We start from the raw sequence: 14,985 nt of genomic DNA on the forward strand, positions 1-14,985 counted from the left end.
GGTCGTCACGACGGAAGCCACCGGAGGACGGACGGTCGTTGTCGCGGCGGAAGCCGCCCGACGGACGGTCGTTGTCACGGCGGAAGCCGCCGGACGGACGGTCGTTGTCACGACGCTCGAAGGAACGGCCACCGCGGTCGTCGCGGCGGTCGTCGCGACGGAAGCCGCCACGGTCGCCCCGGTCGCCGCCGCGGTCACGGCGCTCGTAGTTGCCCCGCTCGTCGCGGAACGCCGGGCGCTGCTCCTGGACCACCGGCTCGGACGCCACCACAGCCTCCGCGACCTCGGCCACGGCGGCCTCCGTCACCTCGGCGACCGCGGCCTCCGGGTCCTCGCCCCGCTCGCGCGCGGAACGGGCGACCAGACGGTCGGCCTCCTCGCGCAGCTCGGTGGCGCGACGCGTCAGACGCTCCAGCTGCTTGGTGAGGTCGGCGACCTCACGCTCGGCCTGCTTGGCGGCGTTGTTCGCGGAGTCGGCCTGGACCTCGGTCAGCGAACGCGCACCGGTGATCTCGGCGACCTCCGGCTCGAACACGCCCGCGCCGCCCACGATGTGACGCGAGGCGTCGACGCCCGCGTCCTCCATCAGACGGAAGATCTGGCGACGCTGGTGCGGCAGGGCCAGGGAGACCACGACGCCCGAGCGACCGGCGCGGGCGGTACGGCCCGAGCGGTGCAGGTAGTCCTTGTGGTCGCCGGCCGGGTCCACGTTCAGGACCAGGTCGATGCCGTCGACGTGGATGCCGCGGGCGGCGACGTCGGTGGCGACCAGCGCGTTGACGTAGCCGTCCTTGAAGTCGGCGAGCACCCGGGTACGGGCGCCCTGCGTCATGCCGCCGTGCAGCGCGTCCGCCTTCACGCCGGACTCGACGAGCTGCTCGGCGATGCGGTCGGCGCCCAGCTGGGTGCGGACGAAGATGATCGTGCGGCCCTTGCGGGCGGCGATGGCGGCCGTGACCGGCGCCTTGTCCTTCGGCTTCACGACGAGGACGTGGTGCGTCATGGTCGTGACGTTGCCCTGGGCGCTGTCGACCTCGTGGCTGACCGGGTTGTTCAGGTAGCGCTTGACCAGCGTGCCGATCTCGTTCTCCATGGTGGCGGAGAAGAGCATGCGCTGGCCGCCCTCGGGGATCTGGTCGAGCAGCTCGGTGACCTCGGGCAGGAAGCCCAGGTCGGACATCTGGTCGGCCTCGTCGAGGACGGCGACCTCGACGTTCTCCAGGGAGCAGGCGCCCCGGTTGATGATGTCGCGCAGCCGGCCCGGGGTGGCGACGAGGATGTCGACACCGCGCTCCAGGGCGTACATCTGGTTGCTCATGGACGTACCGCCGCAGACGACCTTGATCTTCAGGCCGAGCACGTCGCCGTACGGCTGAAGGGCGTCCGCGACCTGCATCGCGAGCTCACGGGTCGGGGTCAGGATGACCGCGCGGGGCTTCTTCTTCTCGGTGTGACCGCCGGACAGCCGGGTCAGGGTCGGCAGACCGAAGGAGAGGGTCTTGCCGGAGCCGGTGCGGCCGCGGCCGAGGATGTCCTTGCCGGCCAGGGCGTCCGGGATGGTCGCCGCCTGGATCGGGAAGGGGCTGGTCACGCCGTTCTGCGCGAGCTTGCGCACGACGCCCTCGGGCAGCCCGAGGTCGGCGAACGTGACGGTCGGCTCGGCGGCCTCGACGGCCTCGACGGCCTCGACCTCGACGGCCTCGACGCTCTGCGCGAGTTCGATCGCCTCGTCGTTGTTCTCGGGCACGACGGCGTGATCAGTACTGGAAATGGACATGCTGATGCGAAACCTTCCGGAGTCTCCTCGGCACGCGCCCGTCAACTCCGTGTTCGCATTGCATTACGACCGCCTCTATGCGGTCCGCCACGGCAAGGGAGAGTACGCGCCACACGGCGCGCTCTGCGGTGGCGCCGGGCAAATGGGATCAAACGATCTACCAAGATACGCACCCTGACCACCAAAGGCAAACTGACCCTCATCACCGCAGCTCAGCGACCCCCCGGCAACCGCCTAGAACGCCGGCGAACCGGCCTCCGGAGCCGGCTCCCGCTCCACCAGCTGGGGCGCCGTCCCCCCACCCGACTCGTGCGCCGACGACGACGGCTCGGCGACCGGCGGCTCCGGCGTGGGCGACGGCGGCTCCGGCGTGGGCGCGGGCGGCTCCGGGTCCGGCGAATGCGCGGGCGCGGACGGCTGCGCCTTGGTCGGCGTCGGCGCCCCCGGCTGATCGCTCTTCCCGGGCTGCACGACCCCCGGCGAGGCCTGCGCGCTCCGGCCCGCAGACGGCGAGGCCGAGCCGGACGCCGGTGCGCTCGCCCCGCCCTTGTCGCCCTTCCCGTGCCCGCGCTTGCCGTCCCCGCCCGCCGCGCCCATCCCGAACCCGCCGCCGGCGCCCGCCGAACCCCCGTCCGCGGCCTCACCGCCGCGCCGGCCCGCCGAGTGCGAGGGCCCGGCCCGGCCGCCCCCGTCGTCCCCCACGCTCATACAGCCGGCGGCCGCAGCGACGACCAGCGCCGTCACGGCCAGACGAACGGGTACGTACAAGGGGCGCACGGGGCCACCTCCGGGGCAGACGCAAGGAGTCGACGTGCCCAACTCCCGCCGCCCGCAAGAAGACACGCGCGGGACACACGCCCCCCTTGCCGTACGGCTCAGCCGTAGCCGAGGGCGTGCAGCCGCGCGTCGTCGATGCCGAAGTGGTGGGCGATCTCGTGCACCACCGTCACCTCGGTCTCGGCGACCACTTCCTCCCGTGACGCGCACATCCGCAGCGTCGGCCCCCGGTAGATCGTGATCCGGTCCGGCAGCACCCCCGCGTACCATTCGCCGCGATCCGTCAGCGGGGTCCCCTCGTAGAGCCCGAGCAGCTCGGGATCGTCCGCCGGCGGCTCGTCCTCGACGAACACCGCGACGTTGTCCATCAGCCGCGTCAGCTCCGGCGGAATCCGGTCCAGCGCCTCGGCCACCAGTTCCTCGAACTCCTCGCGCGTCATCTCCAGCACAGGCCCATTGTCGGGTACGACACCCCCGCGTGAAGGGTGGGAACCGTCCGCATACCCACACCCACACCGGGGCATACGGCACCAATGGCCCGCGCCCGCGTCCCCGCCGCAGTCCTGGACCGCCTCCGGCGCTCCACCCACCGCTCCGCCCGCCGACGCACCACCCCCGAACTCGCCGCCCGGCCCAACCCCTGGGCGCGCGCCCTCGGCCTGACCGCCGTGGTCCTGGTCGGCGCCTGGCTCGGCCTGCTGGTCGTCGGGAACGTCCGGGTCCCGGTCGGCCCCATGGACACGACGATGACCCTGCGCCCGTCCGTCACCGGCGGCACGAAGATCAACGTCTCCCCGCTCGGCGCGCTCACCCTGGACAGCCACATCGCCCCGGTCCGCCTCGACGTGAACGTCGACCAGCTCGACCCGGTCCGCGCCGAGGCCCTCGTCGACCACCCCGAGCGCCTCTCCGGCCTCCAGGACGAGGTCGCCCGCGACGTCGAGCACGGCACCCTCGACCTTGCGCTGCGCTCCTGCGTCGCCGTCGTCACCGGCGCCACCGCCCTGGGCCTCGCCGTCTACCGCCGCCCCCGCCGCGCCCTCGCCGCGGGCGGCCTCGCCCTCACCCTGCTGACCGCCTCGGGCGCGACGGCGTACGCCACCTGGAACCCCAACTCGGTGCTGGAACCCCGGTTCTCGGGCCTGCTGTCCTCGGCGCCCTCCCTCGTCGGCAACGCCCGCAGCATCGTCACCGAGTTCGACGTCTACCAGCAGGAACTCGCCCGCCTGGTCACCAATGTGACCAAGCTCTACGACGTCACCTCCACGCTCCCCACCTACCAGCCGGACCCGACGACCGTCCGCGTCCTGCACGTCTCCGACATCCACCTGAACCCCGCGAGCTGGAAGATCATCGTCTCGCTCGTCGAGCAGTACAAGGTCAACGTCATCGTCGACTCCGGCGACACCATGGACCACGGGACGGCCGCCGAGAACGGCTTCCTGGACCCCGTCGCCACCCTGGGCGCGCCGTACGTCTGGGTCAGGGGCAACCACGACTCCCTCGTCACCCAGCGCTACCTGGAGGGCATGAAGAACGTGCGCGTCCTCGACGGCGGCCGTGCGGTCACCGTCGCCGGGCTGCGTTTCGCGGGCATCGGCGACCCCCAGTTCACCCCCGACCGCTCCTCCGCACCCGGCGCCGAGGAGACGCAGGAGGCGGCGGGCGCCCAGCTGGCCCAGGCCCTGCGCGCCCAGAAGTCCGCGGGCACCCCGGTCGACGTGGCCGTCGTCCACGAGCCCTCCGCCGCCCGCGGCACCGACGGCGAGGTGCCCCTCGTCCTGGCCGGCCATCTCCACCACGAGCAGATGGAGGTCATGAAGAAGGGCACCCGGCTGCGCGTCGAGGGCTCGACGGGCGGCAGCGGTCTGCGGGCCGTCGAGGGCAAGTACCCGGACCCCATCGAGGCGTCGATCCTCTACTTCGACCGAGACACCCGCCGCCTCCAGGCCTGGGACGAGATCAAGCTCGGCGGCCTGGGCCTGACGACGGCCGAGGTCAGCCGCCACCTCCCGAAGGAGAACCAGCCGGGCGCCGCCCCGTCGCCGAGTCCCACTCCGAGCCCGTCGCCGACTCCCTCCCCCAGCCCGCCCGTCACCTCTCCCAGGCCGACCCCGTAAACCGTTTTGGCGATACCTCTCGCCATCCCATATGCTTCTCACGTCCCCGACGCGCTGCGAAGCGCCCAGGCGGGCCGATAGCCCTCATCGTCTAGCGGCCTAGGACGCCGCCCTTTCAAGGCGGTAGCACGGGTTCGAATCCCGTTGGGGGCACGCAACACCGTGTGCGACACTGTCGTACGCAACAGCAAGGTCCTGTGGAGCAGTTTGGAGTGCTCGCCACCCTGTCAAGGTGGAGGCCGCGGGTTCAAATCCCGTCAGGACCGCTGAGGTTTCACGTGAAACCTCGTGGCTGGGTAGCTCAGTTGGTACGAGCGATCGCCTGAAAAGCGATAGGTCGCCGGTTCGACCCCGGCCCCAGCCACAACCAAGGCCCCGATCTTCGGATCGGGGCCTTTTTGCGCTCGCAGACGAGCTTGCGGACAAAAGGGTTCGCCATGAAATTCGCCGGGATGAGATCCTGGACCGCGTATGTCTACGCACCCCGCCCCCGGCGCCTCTGCTCCGGGCACCCCCGCCCTCGGCGCCATCGCCCCCCGCCTGGCCGAGCTGTCCCTGCGCGACGCGCACCGGCTCGGGCGCAGGCTCGAAGGCGCGCGCCGGATCCGCAAGCCGGAGGCCCGTGCCGCCGTCCTCGCCGAGATCGAGGCGGAGGTCGCGCAGGTCGAGGAGCGGATGACGCTGCGGCGCGGGCGCCTGCCCGCCGTGTCGTACCCCGAACAGCTTCCGGTCAGCCAGAAGAAGGACGAGATCGCGGCCGCCATCCGTGATCACCAGGTCGTCATCGTCGCCGGTGAGACCGGTTCCGGCAAGACGACCCAGATCCCCAAGATCTGCCTCGAACTGGGGCGCGGCGTCCGCGGCATGATCGGGCACACCCAGCCCCGCCGGATCGCCGCGCGCACCGTCGCCGAGCGTGTCGCGGAGGAGCTCAGGACGCCCCTCGGCGAGGCCGTCGGCTGGAAGGTGCGGTTCACCGACCAGGTGAACCCGGACGCCACCTTCGTGAAGCTGATGACGGACGGCATCCTCCTCGCGGAGATCCAGACCGACCGCGAGCTGCGCGCCTACGACACGATCATCATCGACGAGGCGCACGAGCGGTCCCTCAACATCGACTTCCTGCTGGGCTACCTCGCCCAGCTGCTGCCCCGCCGCCCCGACCTCAAGGTCGTCATCACCTCGGCGACGATCGATCCGGAGCGTTTCTCCCGGCACTTCGGCGAGGCGCCGATCGTCGAGGTCAGCGGGCGGACGTACCCGGTGGAGGTCCGCTACCGGCCGCTCCTCGAAGAGGACTCCGAGGACTCCGACCGCGACCAGATCACCGCGATCTGCGATGCCGCCGAGGAGCTGATGGCCGAGGGGCCGGGCGACATCCTGGTCTTCCTCTCCGGCGAGCGGGAGATCCGCGACACGGCGGACGCGCTGGAGAAGAAGAAGTACAGATTCACGGAAGTGCTCCCCCTCTACGCGCGGCTCTCGCACGCCGAGCAGCACCGGGTGTTCCAGCAGCACACGGGTCGCAGGATCGTTCTGGCGACGAACGTGGCCGAGACCTCCCTGACCGTCCCGGGCATCAAGTACGTCATCGACCCCGGCTTCGCGCGCATCAGCCGCTACAGCCACCGCACCAAGGTGCAGCGCCTGCCCATCGAGCCGATCTCGCAGGCCAGCGCCAACCAGCGCAAGGGCCGCTGCGGCCGTACCAGCGACGGCATCTGCATCCGGCTGTACGACGAGGACGACTTCGTCGCCCGCCCGGAGTTCACGGACGCGGAGATCCTCCGTACGAACCTGGCGAGCGTCATCCTCCAGATGACCGCGGCCGGCCTCGGCGAGATCGAGAAGTTCCCGTTCATCGATCCCCCGGACCACCGCAACATCCGCGACGGCGTACAGCTGCTCCAGGAGCTGAACGCGCTGGACCCGGCCGAGAAGGACCCGCGCAAGCGGCTCACCCAGACCGGCCGCAAGCTGGCCCAGCTGCCCGTCGACCCACGGCTGGCCCGGATGGTCCTGGAGGCCGACAAGAACGGCTGTGTGCGCGAGGTCATGGTCATAGCGGCCGCGCTGTCCATCCAGGACCCGCGCGAGCGCCCCGCCGACAAGCAGACGCAGGCCGACCAGCAGCACGCCCGCTTCAAGGACGAGACCAGCGACTTCCTCGCATACCTCAACCTCTGGCGGTACATCCGCGAGCAGCAGCGGGAGCGCGGTTCGTCGTCCTTCCGCCGGATGTGCAAGCAGGAGTACCTGAACTTCCTGCGGATCCGCGAGTGGCAGGACATCTACTCGCAGCTGCGCACGGTCGCCAAGCAGATGGGCATCCATCTGAACGAGGAGGACGCGCCCGAGCAGAGTGTCCATGTCTCCCTCCTCGCGGGACTGCTGTCGCACATCGGCATGAAGGATGTGAAGGACGGCGCGAAGAACGAGTATCTGGGGGCGAGGAACGCCAAGTTCGCGATCTTCCCGGGTTCCGCGCTGTTCAAGAAGGCGCCCCGGTTCGTGATGTCGGCCGAGCTGGTCGAGACCTCCCGGCTCTGGGCGCGCGTCAACGCGAAGATCGAGCCGGAGTGGGTCGAGCCGCTCGCCGGGCATCTCCTGAAGCGGACGTACAGCGAGCCGCACTGGGAGAAGGACCAGGCGGCCGTGATGGCGGACGAGAAGGTCACGCTGTACGGCGTGCCGATCATCGCCCAGCGGAAGGTCAACTACGGCCGGATCGACCCGGAGACCTCCCGCGCGCTGTTCATCCGCAACGCGCTGGTCGAGGGCGACTGGCGCACGCACCACAAGTTCTTCTCGGACAACCGCCGGCTGCTCAGCGAGGTCGAGGAACTGGAGAACCGGGCCCGCCGCCGGGACATCGTGGTCGACGACGAGACGCTGTTCGACTTCTACGACCAGCGGGTGCCCGAACACGTGGTGTCGGGCGCGCACTTCGACTCCTGGTGGAAGCACAAGCGCCATGATCAGCCCGAGTTCCTCGACTTCGAGCGGGAGATGCTCATCCGGGAGTCGGCGGAGGCGGTCACCAAGGCCGACTACCCGGACTCCTGGCGGCAGGGCCCGCTGAAGTTCCGCGTCACCTACCAGTTCGAGCCGGGCGCGGACGCGGACGGCGTGACCGTCCACATCCCGCTCCAGGTCCTCAACCAGGTCACGGACGAGGGCTTCGACTGGCAGATCCCGGGTCTGCGGGCGGAGGTCGTCACGGAGCTGATCCGTTCCCTGCCGAAGCCGATCCGCCGCAACTACGTGCCGGCGCCGAACTTCGCGCAGCGCTTCCTGGATCAGGCGGTCCCCCTTCAGGAGCCGCTGACCACCGCGATGGCGCGCGACCTGAAGCGGATGGTCGGCGTCCCCTTCGAGGCGGACGACTTCGACTGGTCGCGGCTCCCCGACCACCTGAAGATCACCTTCCGGATCGTCGACGAGCGGCGCCGCAATCTCGCCGAGGACAAGGACCTGGAGGCCCTCAAGCTCCGGCTGAAGCCGAAGGCGAGACAGGCCATCTCCCAGGCGGCCGCGGCCATCGCCGAACGGCAGGGCGGCGAGTCCCTGGAGCGTTCGGGCCTGACGGACTGGACGATCGGCACGCTCACGCGCGTCTTCGAGACCCGCCGCGCCGGCCAGCCGGTGAAGGCGTACCCGGCGCTCGTGGACGACGGCGACACGGTCTCCGTACGCCTCTTCGACACGGAGGCGGAGCAGGCGGAGGCGATGTGGAAGGGCACGCGCCGGCTCATCCTGCGCAACATCCCGGTGAACCCGGCAAAGTTCGCATCCGAGAAGTTGACGAACCCCCAGAAGCTCGCGCTGTCGGCGAATCCGCACGGCTCGATCCAGGCGCTGTTCGACGACTGCGCGATGGCGGCGGCGGACCGGCTGATCGCCGACTTCGGCGGTCCGGTGTGGGACGAGGAGTCGTTCCGCAAGCTCTACGACAAGGTGCGCGCGGAGATCGTCGACACGACCGTGCGGACGGTCGGGGCGGTCCAGCAGGTGCTGGCGGCCTGGCAGGCCTGTGAGCGCCGTCTGAAGGGCGTACGCAGCCCCGTGCTGCTCGCGAACCTGACGGACGTCCGCGGCCAGCTGGACGCCCTGGTGAAGCCCGGCTTCGTGACCTGGGCGGGGATCCGCCGTCTCCCCGACCTGATGCGCTATCTGGTGGCCGCGGACCGCCGGCTGCAGCAGATGCCGACGGGCGTGCAGCGGGACACCAGCCGCATGGAGAAGGTCCACGAGATGCAGGACGAGTACGCGTGGCTGCTGGAGCAACTGCCGCCGGGACGGCCGGTTCCGCAGCAGGTCCTCGACATCCGCTGGATGATCGAGGAGCTCCGGGTCAGCTATTTCGCCCACGCGCTGGGCACGGCGTACCCGGTCTCCGACAAGCGGATCGTGAAGGCGATCGACGCAGCCGTACCGTAACGGCACCGGTACAGAGGGTGAGTTCGACCACCGGGCTCACCCTCCTGTACAGTCCTTCTCGCAGCACAGCGCAACATCAAGTGCCGCAGAGCAAGGTCCTGTGGAGCAGTTTGGAGTGCTCGCCACCCTGTCAAGGTGGAGGCCGCGGGTTCAAATCCCGTCAGGACCGCAAGTAACGCAGAGGGCCCGCATCCCGGCCAGGGAAGCGGGCCTTCCGCACGTCGCGACCTGCACCGACTCTGCCCGCCACCCCGTCAAGGTGGAGGCCGCGCCCGCGGCGCAGCCGCAATCGGGTACAGCACATCCCGTCAGGACCGCAGTGAAGCAAGGCGAGCAAGAGCCCGGATCCTCGGATCCGGGCTCTTCCGCGTCGCCCTTCCGTCTCTTGACGGCGTCACATTCCGCCGGTACTCCAGAACTCAGGGCCCGTTCTCCGCGGAGCCCAGGTGGAGGTGGGGTATGGCGGCATCGGTCAGGCACGAGACACGGGCGCTGCTCCGCGCGCACCTGTCGGCCGCGTCGCCCTACCGGCATCTGACCCGCCACTGCCCGATCTGCATCCGCTTGCAGCGGCTGGCGATGGACGGCGCCCCAGCGGGTACACAGGCCCCTGAGGGGGCCGTGGAGGGCGACGGCTCCTCGCCCGAGTGATCGACGTCAACAGCCGTACCCGCGTGGGGCGATGGGTCGTCCGAGTCTCTAATAGCGCATGCGAGTGACTCGCAACAAGGCCTCTGGCATGTGACGGGTGTCACCGCATATCTTTTGGAAACCCGGGTTCTTACCAGTCTCCTACAACTGGTCAATTTTATATGTGCAATTGCACCACTCCGGAGGATGCCCCCAGGAACCCTCCCAGAGCCTCCCCAGACTCCGACAAGCTTGCTCACAGAGCGACCTGATACGGCCCCACAGACCGACTCGGGCGCACAAAAAAGATCGCGCTGGACTCGGCGGAGTCCAGCGCGATCAACGACGTTCCCGTGGGCGAGGGGCCTGTTGGGGCAGGACCCACGTCGCTTGGAGCCAGGTTCCGGGCGTCCGCGCAGGTTGGGGGACCTGGCGTGTTGCCCGGTTATTCAGTTGTTCAGGCCTCGCTGCGCTGCTGCGGGATGCCCGCAAGCAGCGCGCGGACCTCAGCCTCGCGATAGCGGCGGTGTCCGCCGAGCGTACGAATCGACGTGAGCTTGCCGGCCTTCGCCCACCGCGTGACCGTCTTAGGGTCGACGCGGAACATGGTGGCGACCTCAGCCGGGGTCAGCAGCGGCTCAGCATCAGGGGTGCGAGCGGTCATGAGCGGCCTCCTCGGGAGAACCGAACCTTCTCGGTTCTTTCCTCTAAATTCTGCACCTTGACCCGCGTTGCCCGAAATGGCGGACGCGAGTCGAGTCGGTTATAGGACGAACGGCTTGTCCTCGGCACTACAACTACACCATCTGTCCAGCCTCGTCGGCCAAACCGATGGAATTGCCCCCCAGGTGTTCATCGGCGACGGAAGCCGATGGACCATGCCATAGCGGACAGTCACGCCACTGTGACGATCAGTCACGGGGGCGATCAGGAGTCACCAGACCCCCCAAAGCGTGCAATGCCGAGTTTTCCCCCCACAGTGGAGCATAAGTAGGCGGAGGAGCCCTCCCCGGACTCCTTGTCCTATTTTGGCACGAGGAGGGGCAAGCGGCGCAAGGGCCGTGTACGTGCGGTCCGTCACCCTTGCGACATAAGCCCGGATCAGGACCTACGTCCCTTCAGTTCCGTGAAGTCCCGTTGACCGTACGCTGTTCGACCACTTCACGGCCGTGACGTACGTCACTAAAGTAAGCGCTGTCACATCTGTTACATCGTCAGATCATAAGTGGGTGCACCGGTCGGTCCACAGGTCAGCCCACCGGGCGGCCCACACATCAGTTCACGGATCCGTTCACAGATCGGTTCACAGACCCCGTACACGGATCAGTGCACGGATCAGTTGGCCGAGCGCCGGTCCCGGACCGAACGCCACCGCTCCACCAGTCGCCCGTACGCCTCGCCCGCCGCCGCGCCGTCCCCGACCCGCAGCGCCTGGATGCCGTCGGCCACGTCCTTCGCCGAGTGGTCGTCCTCGAGATCACCGGCCGGCAGGACATGCACCAGGCCGCCGTAATCCAGTTCCACCAGCGAACGCGGGTGGAACTCCTCCAGCCAGCGGCCCACGTCCACCAGGCCGTCGATGAGCGGCCCCTCGTCCGTCGCGTCGCGCAGCGTGCGCAGCGACCGGGCCACCCGGCGGCGCGCCTGGACCATCGGCGTGCGATAGCGCAGCACGGGGGCCAGCTCCGCCGTCCCCTTCTCGTACTCCCGCTCCTCGTCGGAGACCAGCACGAACCAGTTGAGCGGCACCTGCCAGACCGCCGTGCGGATCCACGGGCGTGCGTCGGGGTTGCGCTCCAGCCACCGCTCGTGGTCCTTGGCGGCCTCCAGCCGGACGACCTCGGGGAGCGCCGCCTCCAGCACCGGCCGGGGCAGCTCCTCGTCCAGCTCCGCCAGAGCCAGCCAGCCGCGCAGCCGGGTGCGCCAGGGGCAGACGCAGAGCACGCCGTCCACGTCCGCCACGAACGCGTCGGCGCTCTCGTGCGCCGGAACGGCGACCGGCGGGGTGGCCAGCAGGTCGGCCAGCGAGCGGCGCAGCTCGTCCTGATAGGAGGGCAGCTCGGGGCGGCGGGCGTAGCGCGCCCAGTGGGTGCGCTCAGGTTCGGGGAAGGCGGCCAGCGGTTCGTACACGCGCAGATACACCGTGTACGGAACGATCAACGAGGACACCTTGGGCACGCCTGCTCCCTCCCCCTTCCGCCGACCGGGAAACCCTGCGAATCGTCCCACGGCGGCACTTCGGGAGAAGGTGATCCGCAACACTGCGAGATCGGCGGGCCGCGCAGGTCTACGCTCGGACCACAGGCCCCGCCACCCTTACGGTGCCTGCGTCCCGACCGCCGCTAGTTACCCGGGAGTCACCACAGTGACCGACGTATCCGGCGCACCTGCTGATGTACTGCACACCCTGTTCCACTCGGACCAGGGCGGTCATGAGCAAGTCGTGCTCTGCCAGGACCGCGCCAGCGGTCTCAAGGCCGTCATCGCCCTCCACTCCACCGCACTGGGCCCCGGCCTGGGCGGTACCCGCTTCTACCCGTACGCGACCGAGGCGGAGGCCGTCGCCGACGCGCTGAACCTCGCGCGCGGGATGTCGTACAAGAACGCCATGGCCGGTCTGGACCACGGCGGCGGCAAGGCTGTGATCATCGGCGATCCCGATGTGATCAAGACCGAGGAGCTGCTGCTCGCGTACGGCCGTTTCGTGGCCTCGCTCGGCGGGCGCTACGTGACCGCCTGCGACGTCGGCACCTATGTCGCCGACATGGACGTCGTGGCGCGCGAATGCCGCTGGACGACCGGGCGCTCGCCGGAGAACGGCGGGGCCGGCGACTCGTCCGTGCTGACCGCCTTCGGCGTCTACCAGGGCATGCGTGCCTCGGCTCAGTACCTGTGGGGCGACCCGTCGCTGCGGGGCCGCAGGGTCGGCATCGCCGGCGTCGGCAAGGTCGGCCACCACCTGGTGGAGCACCTGCGCGGCGAGGGCGCCGAGGTCGTCGTCACGGATGTGCGCGAGGACGCCGTGCGCCGGATCCTCGACCGGTACCCGCAGGGGGTGACGGCGGTCGCCGACACGGACGCGCTGATCCGCGTCGACGGGCTCGACATCTATGCGCCCTGTGCGCTCGGCGGAGCGCTGAGCGACGACTCCGTGCCGGTGCTGACGGCGAAGGTCGTCTGCGGCGCGGCCAACAACCAGCTCGCCCACCCGGGGGTGGAGAAGGACCTCGCCGACCGCGGGATCCTCTACGCGCCGGACTACGTGGTGAACGCCGGCGGGGTCATCCAGGTCGCCGACGAGCTGCACGGCTTCGACTTCGAACGGTGCAGGGCGAAGGCGGCGAAGATCTTCGACACCACCCTCGGAATCTTCGCACGTGCGAAGGCGGACGGGATTCCGCCGGCCGCGGCGGCCGACCGGATCGCCGAACAGCGGATGCACGAGGCGGCCCAGGCACGCGGCTGGTGAGGTCCGTCCCAAGGCTCCGAGCGCCTTGTCCCGGGGTTTCGGCGGTACCGGCCGGTGGAAAGTTAGAGAGAACTCTCACTCTTCCCGGCGGGTCGCCCGCCGATAAGTGGTTAAAATCGCCACTGACCAGCAAGGACAGGGCGCTCGAAAGGTGCTGTGCACACACGCGTGGTACGGGCGACGTACCGTACGGGCGTGGGCTCAGGTACCGTGGGAGCCCTACGACGGGCTCTCCATGGAGAGGCCGTCCTGGATCATGAACGCGTGTCAACCTGGGGCCGTCGAGCCCCGTCGTTGAGGGGGTCGAGCCATGGGGCGCGGCCGGGCCAAGGCCAAGCAAGCGAAGGTCGCCCGCCAGCTGAAGTACAACAGCGGCGGGACAGATCTCTCACGCCTGGCCGAAGAGCTGGGCGCATCGCCATCAAATATTCCGCCGAATGCTGAGCCATTCGAGGACGATGACGATGACGATGAGCAAGACGACGACCCGTACGCACGGTACGCCGAGCTGTACGGGGCCGACGACGAGGATGACGGCGAGGACTCCTCGCAACACCGTCGCGGCGCTTGACCTTGTACTGAGCACCCACCCGGTCGGTGACTTCGGTCACCGACCGGGTCTTGTGCTGCCTGCAAGGTCATCTCGTCCTGCACGGTTACCCGGTCCTGGCCATGTCCAGGACCGGTTTCCCGGTGTGTCCTAGACCGCGTAGTCCCCGACCAGCTCCGCGCCCGTCGGGTGTTCGCCGCGCTCGGTGATCTCGCCGGCGACCCAGGCCTCGACGCCTCGGTCGGCCAGCGTCGCCAGGGCCACGTCCGTCGACTCCTCGGGCACGACCGCCATCATGCCGACGCCCATGTTCAGGGTCTTCTCCAGCTCCAGGCGCTCGACGGAGCCGGTCCTGCCGACCAGGTCGAAGATCGGGGCCGGGGTCCAGGTGGAGCGGTCCACGATCGCGTGCAGCCCGTCCGGGATCACCCGGGCCAGGTTGGCCGCGAGGCCGCCTCCGGTGATGTGCGAGAAGGCGTGGACGTCCGTGGTGCGGGTGAGCGCCAGACAGTCCAGCGAGTAGATCTTGGTGGGCTCCAGGAGCTCCTCGCCGAGCGTGCGGCCGAGCTCGTCGATCCGGGACTCCAGGGCGAGGCCCGCCTGCTTGAGCAGGACGTGCCGGACCAGGGAGTACCCGTTCGAGTGAAGGCCGGAGGCCGCCATGGCGATCACCGTGTCACCCGTGCGGATACGATCCGGGCCGAGCAGCCGGTCGGCCTCCACGACGCCCGTGCCGGCGCCGGCGACGTCGAAGTCGTCCTCGCCGAGCAGGCCCGGGTGCTCCGCCGTCTCGCCGCCGACCAGGGCGCAGCCGGCGAGCACACAGCCCTCGGCGATGCCCTTGACGATGGCGGCGACGCGCTCGGGGTGGACCTTGCCGACGCAGATGTAGTCGGTCATGAACAGCGGTTCGGCGCCGCACACAACGATGTCGTCCATGACCATGGCGACGAGGTCGTGGCCGATCGTGTCGTACACGCCGAGCTGACGCGCGATGTCGACCTTGGTGCCGACGCCGTCCGTGGCGGAGGCCAGGAGGGGGCGCTCGTAGCGCTTGAGGGCGGAGGCGTCGAAGAGGCCGGCGAAGCCGCCGAGGCCGCCGAGGACCTCGGGGCGCTGCGTCTTCTTCACCCACTCCTTCATCAGCTCTACAGCGCGGTCGCCCGCTTCGATGTCGACGCCCGCGGCTGCGTAGCTGGCACCAGTTGTCTCAGACATGACG

11 protein-coding genes and 4 tRNA genes are annotated in these 14,985 nt (G+C 69.6%); 9 read left to right on the forward strand and 6 right to left on the reverse strand.

Features of this window, described 5'->3' with window-relative positions; genetic code table 11:
• The 3 genes from AB0J04_RS06190 to AB0J04_RS06200 form a co-directional block, all read right to left on the reverse strand.
• A partial coding sequence (locus AB0J04_RS06190; RefSeq protein ID WP_363167186.1) for a DEAD/DEAH box helicase occupies positions 1-1,777 on the reverse strand: 1,777 nt, incomplete at its 3' end.
• Between the two features lie 234 nt (positions 1,778-2,011).
• Entirely contained in the window at positions 2,012-2,554 is a 543-nt protein-coding gene (locus tag AB0J04_RS06195; RefSeq protein WP_363167187.1) for a hypothetical protein, read from the reverse strand.
• A gap of 98 nt (positions 2,555-2,652) precedes the next feature.
• Positions 2,653-3,003, reverse strand: coding sequence for a metallopeptidase family protein (locus AB0J04_RS06200; protein WP_109004752.1), 351 nt, complete (start codon positions 3,001-3,003; stop codon positions 2,653-2,655).
• Between the two features lie 84 nt (positions 3,004-3,087).
• Between AB0J04_RS06200 and AB0J04_RS06205 the strand changes: the two genes are divergently transcribed.
• The 7 genes from AB0J04_RS06205 (at position 3,088) to AB0J04_RS06235 (ending at position 9,765) form a co-directional block, all read left to right on the forward strand.
• Positions 3,088-4,674, forward strand: coding sequence for a metallophosphoesterase (locus tag AB0J04_RS06205; protein WP_363167188.1), 1,587 nt, complete (start codon positions 3,088-3,090; stop codon positions 4,672-4,674).
• Positions 4,675-4,754: 80 nt separating this feature from the next.
• A tRNA-Glu gene (locus tag AB0J04_RS06210) sits at positions 4,755-4,827 on the forward strand.
• 38 nt (positions 4,828-4,865) lie between these two features.
• A tRNA-Asp gene (locus tag AB0J04_RS06215) sits at positions 4,866-4,940 on the forward strand.
• Between the two features lie 24 nt (positions 4,941-4,964).
• Positions 4,965-5,038 (forward strand) — tRNA-Phe (locus AB0J04_RS06220).
• Positions 5,039-5,145: 107 nt separating this feature from the next.
• Positions 5,146-9,114, forward strand: a complete 3,969-nt coding sequence (hrpA, locus tag AB0J04_RS06225; RefSeq protein WP_363167189.1) for an ATP-dependent RNA helicase HrpA — start codon at positions 5,146-5,148, stop codon at positions 9,112-9,114.
• Positions 9,115-9,208: 94 nt separating this feature from the next.
• A tRNA-Asp gene (locus AB0J04_RS06230) sits at positions 9,209-9,283 on the forward strand.
• Between the two features lie 290 nt (positions 9,284-9,573).
• Positions 9,574-9,765, forward strand: a complete 192-nt coding sequence (locus tag AB0J04_RS06235) for a DUF6274 family protein (protein WP_363167190.1) — start codon at positions 9,574-9,576, stop codon at positions 9,763-9,765.
• A 436-nt stretch (positions 9,766-10,201) separates the two neighbouring features.
• Here the strand turns inward: AB0J04_RS06235 and bldC are convergent, their stop codons facing one another.
• Together bldC and AB0J04_RS06245 are read right to left on the reverse strand one after the other, a co-directional pair.
• Positions 10,202-10,408, reverse strand: coding sequence for a developmental transcriptional regulator BldC (bldC, locus tag AB0J04_RS06240; protein ID WP_003949541.1), 207 nt, complete (start codon positions 10,406-10,408; stop codon positions 10,202-10,204).
• 671 nt (positions 10,409-11,079) lie between these two features.
• Positions 11,080-11,922: a hypothetical protein gene (locus tag AB0J04_RS06245; protein ID WP_363167191.1), complete on the reverse strand. Its 843-nt coding sequence runs from the start codon at positions 11,920-11,922 to the stop codon at positions 11,080-11,082.
• Positions 11,923-12,109: 187 nt separating this feature from the next.
• Between AB0J04_RS06245 and AB0J04_RS06250 the strand changes: the two genes are divergently transcribed.
• Together AB0J04_RS06250 and AB0J04_RS06255 are read left to right on the forward strand one after the other, a co-directional pair.
• A complete protein-coding gene (locus AB0J04_RS06250) occupies positions 12,110-13,213 on the forward strand; it encodes a Glu/Leu/Phe/Val dehydrogenase dimerization domain-containing protein (RefSeq protein WP_363167192.1) in 1,104 nt (367 codons plus the stop codon).
• 310 nt (positions 13,214-13,523) lie between these two features.
• Complete coding sequence (locus tag AB0J04_RS06255) at positions 13,524-13,784, forward strand: DUF3073 domain-containing protein (RefSeq protein WP_363167193.1); 261 nt, start codon at positions 13,524-13,526, stop codon at positions 13,782-13,784.
• A gap of 129 nt (positions 13,785-13,913) precedes the next feature.
• Here the strand turns inward: AB0J04_RS06255 and purM are convergent, their stop codons facing one another.
• Positions 13,914-14,981, reverse strand: a complete 1,068-nt coding sequence (purM, locus tag AB0J04_RS06260; protein WP_363167194.1) for a phosphoribosylformylglycinamidine cyclo-ligase — start codon at positions 14,979-14,981, stop codon at positions 13,914-13,916.
• Between the last annotated feature and the right edge of the window lie 4 nt (positions 14,982-14,985).

Source organism: Streptomyces sp. NPDC050263 (assembly GCF_040655955.1).
GTDB lineage: Bacteria > Actinomycetota > Actinomycetes > Streptomycetales > Streptomycetaceae > Streptomyces.

Coding starts and splice junctions, on each gene's coding strand:
- AB0J04_RS06205 (WP_363167188.1), top strand. CDS start 3,088: ATGGCCCGCGCCCGCGTCCCCGCCGCAGTCCTGGACCGCCTCCGGCGC.
- hrpA (WP_363167189.1), top strand. CDS start 5,146: ATGTCTACGCACCCCGCCCCCGGCGCCTCTGCTCCGGGCACCCCCGCC.
- AB0J04_RS06235 (WP_363167190.1), top strand. CDS start 9,574: ATGGCGGCATCGGTCAGGCACGAGACACGGGCGCTGCTCCGCGCGCAC.
- bldC (WP_003949541.1), bottom strand. CDS start 10,408: ATGACCGCTCGCACCCCTGATGCTGAGCCGCTGCTGACCCCGGCTGAG.
- AB0J04_RS06255 (WP_363167193.1), top strand. CDS start 13,524: ATGGGGCGCGGCCGGGCCAAGGCCAAGCAAGCGAAGGTCGCCCGCCAG.
- purM (WP_363167194.1), bottom strand. CDS start 14,981: ATGTCTGAGACAACTGGTGCCAGCTACGCAGCCGCGGGCGTCGACATC.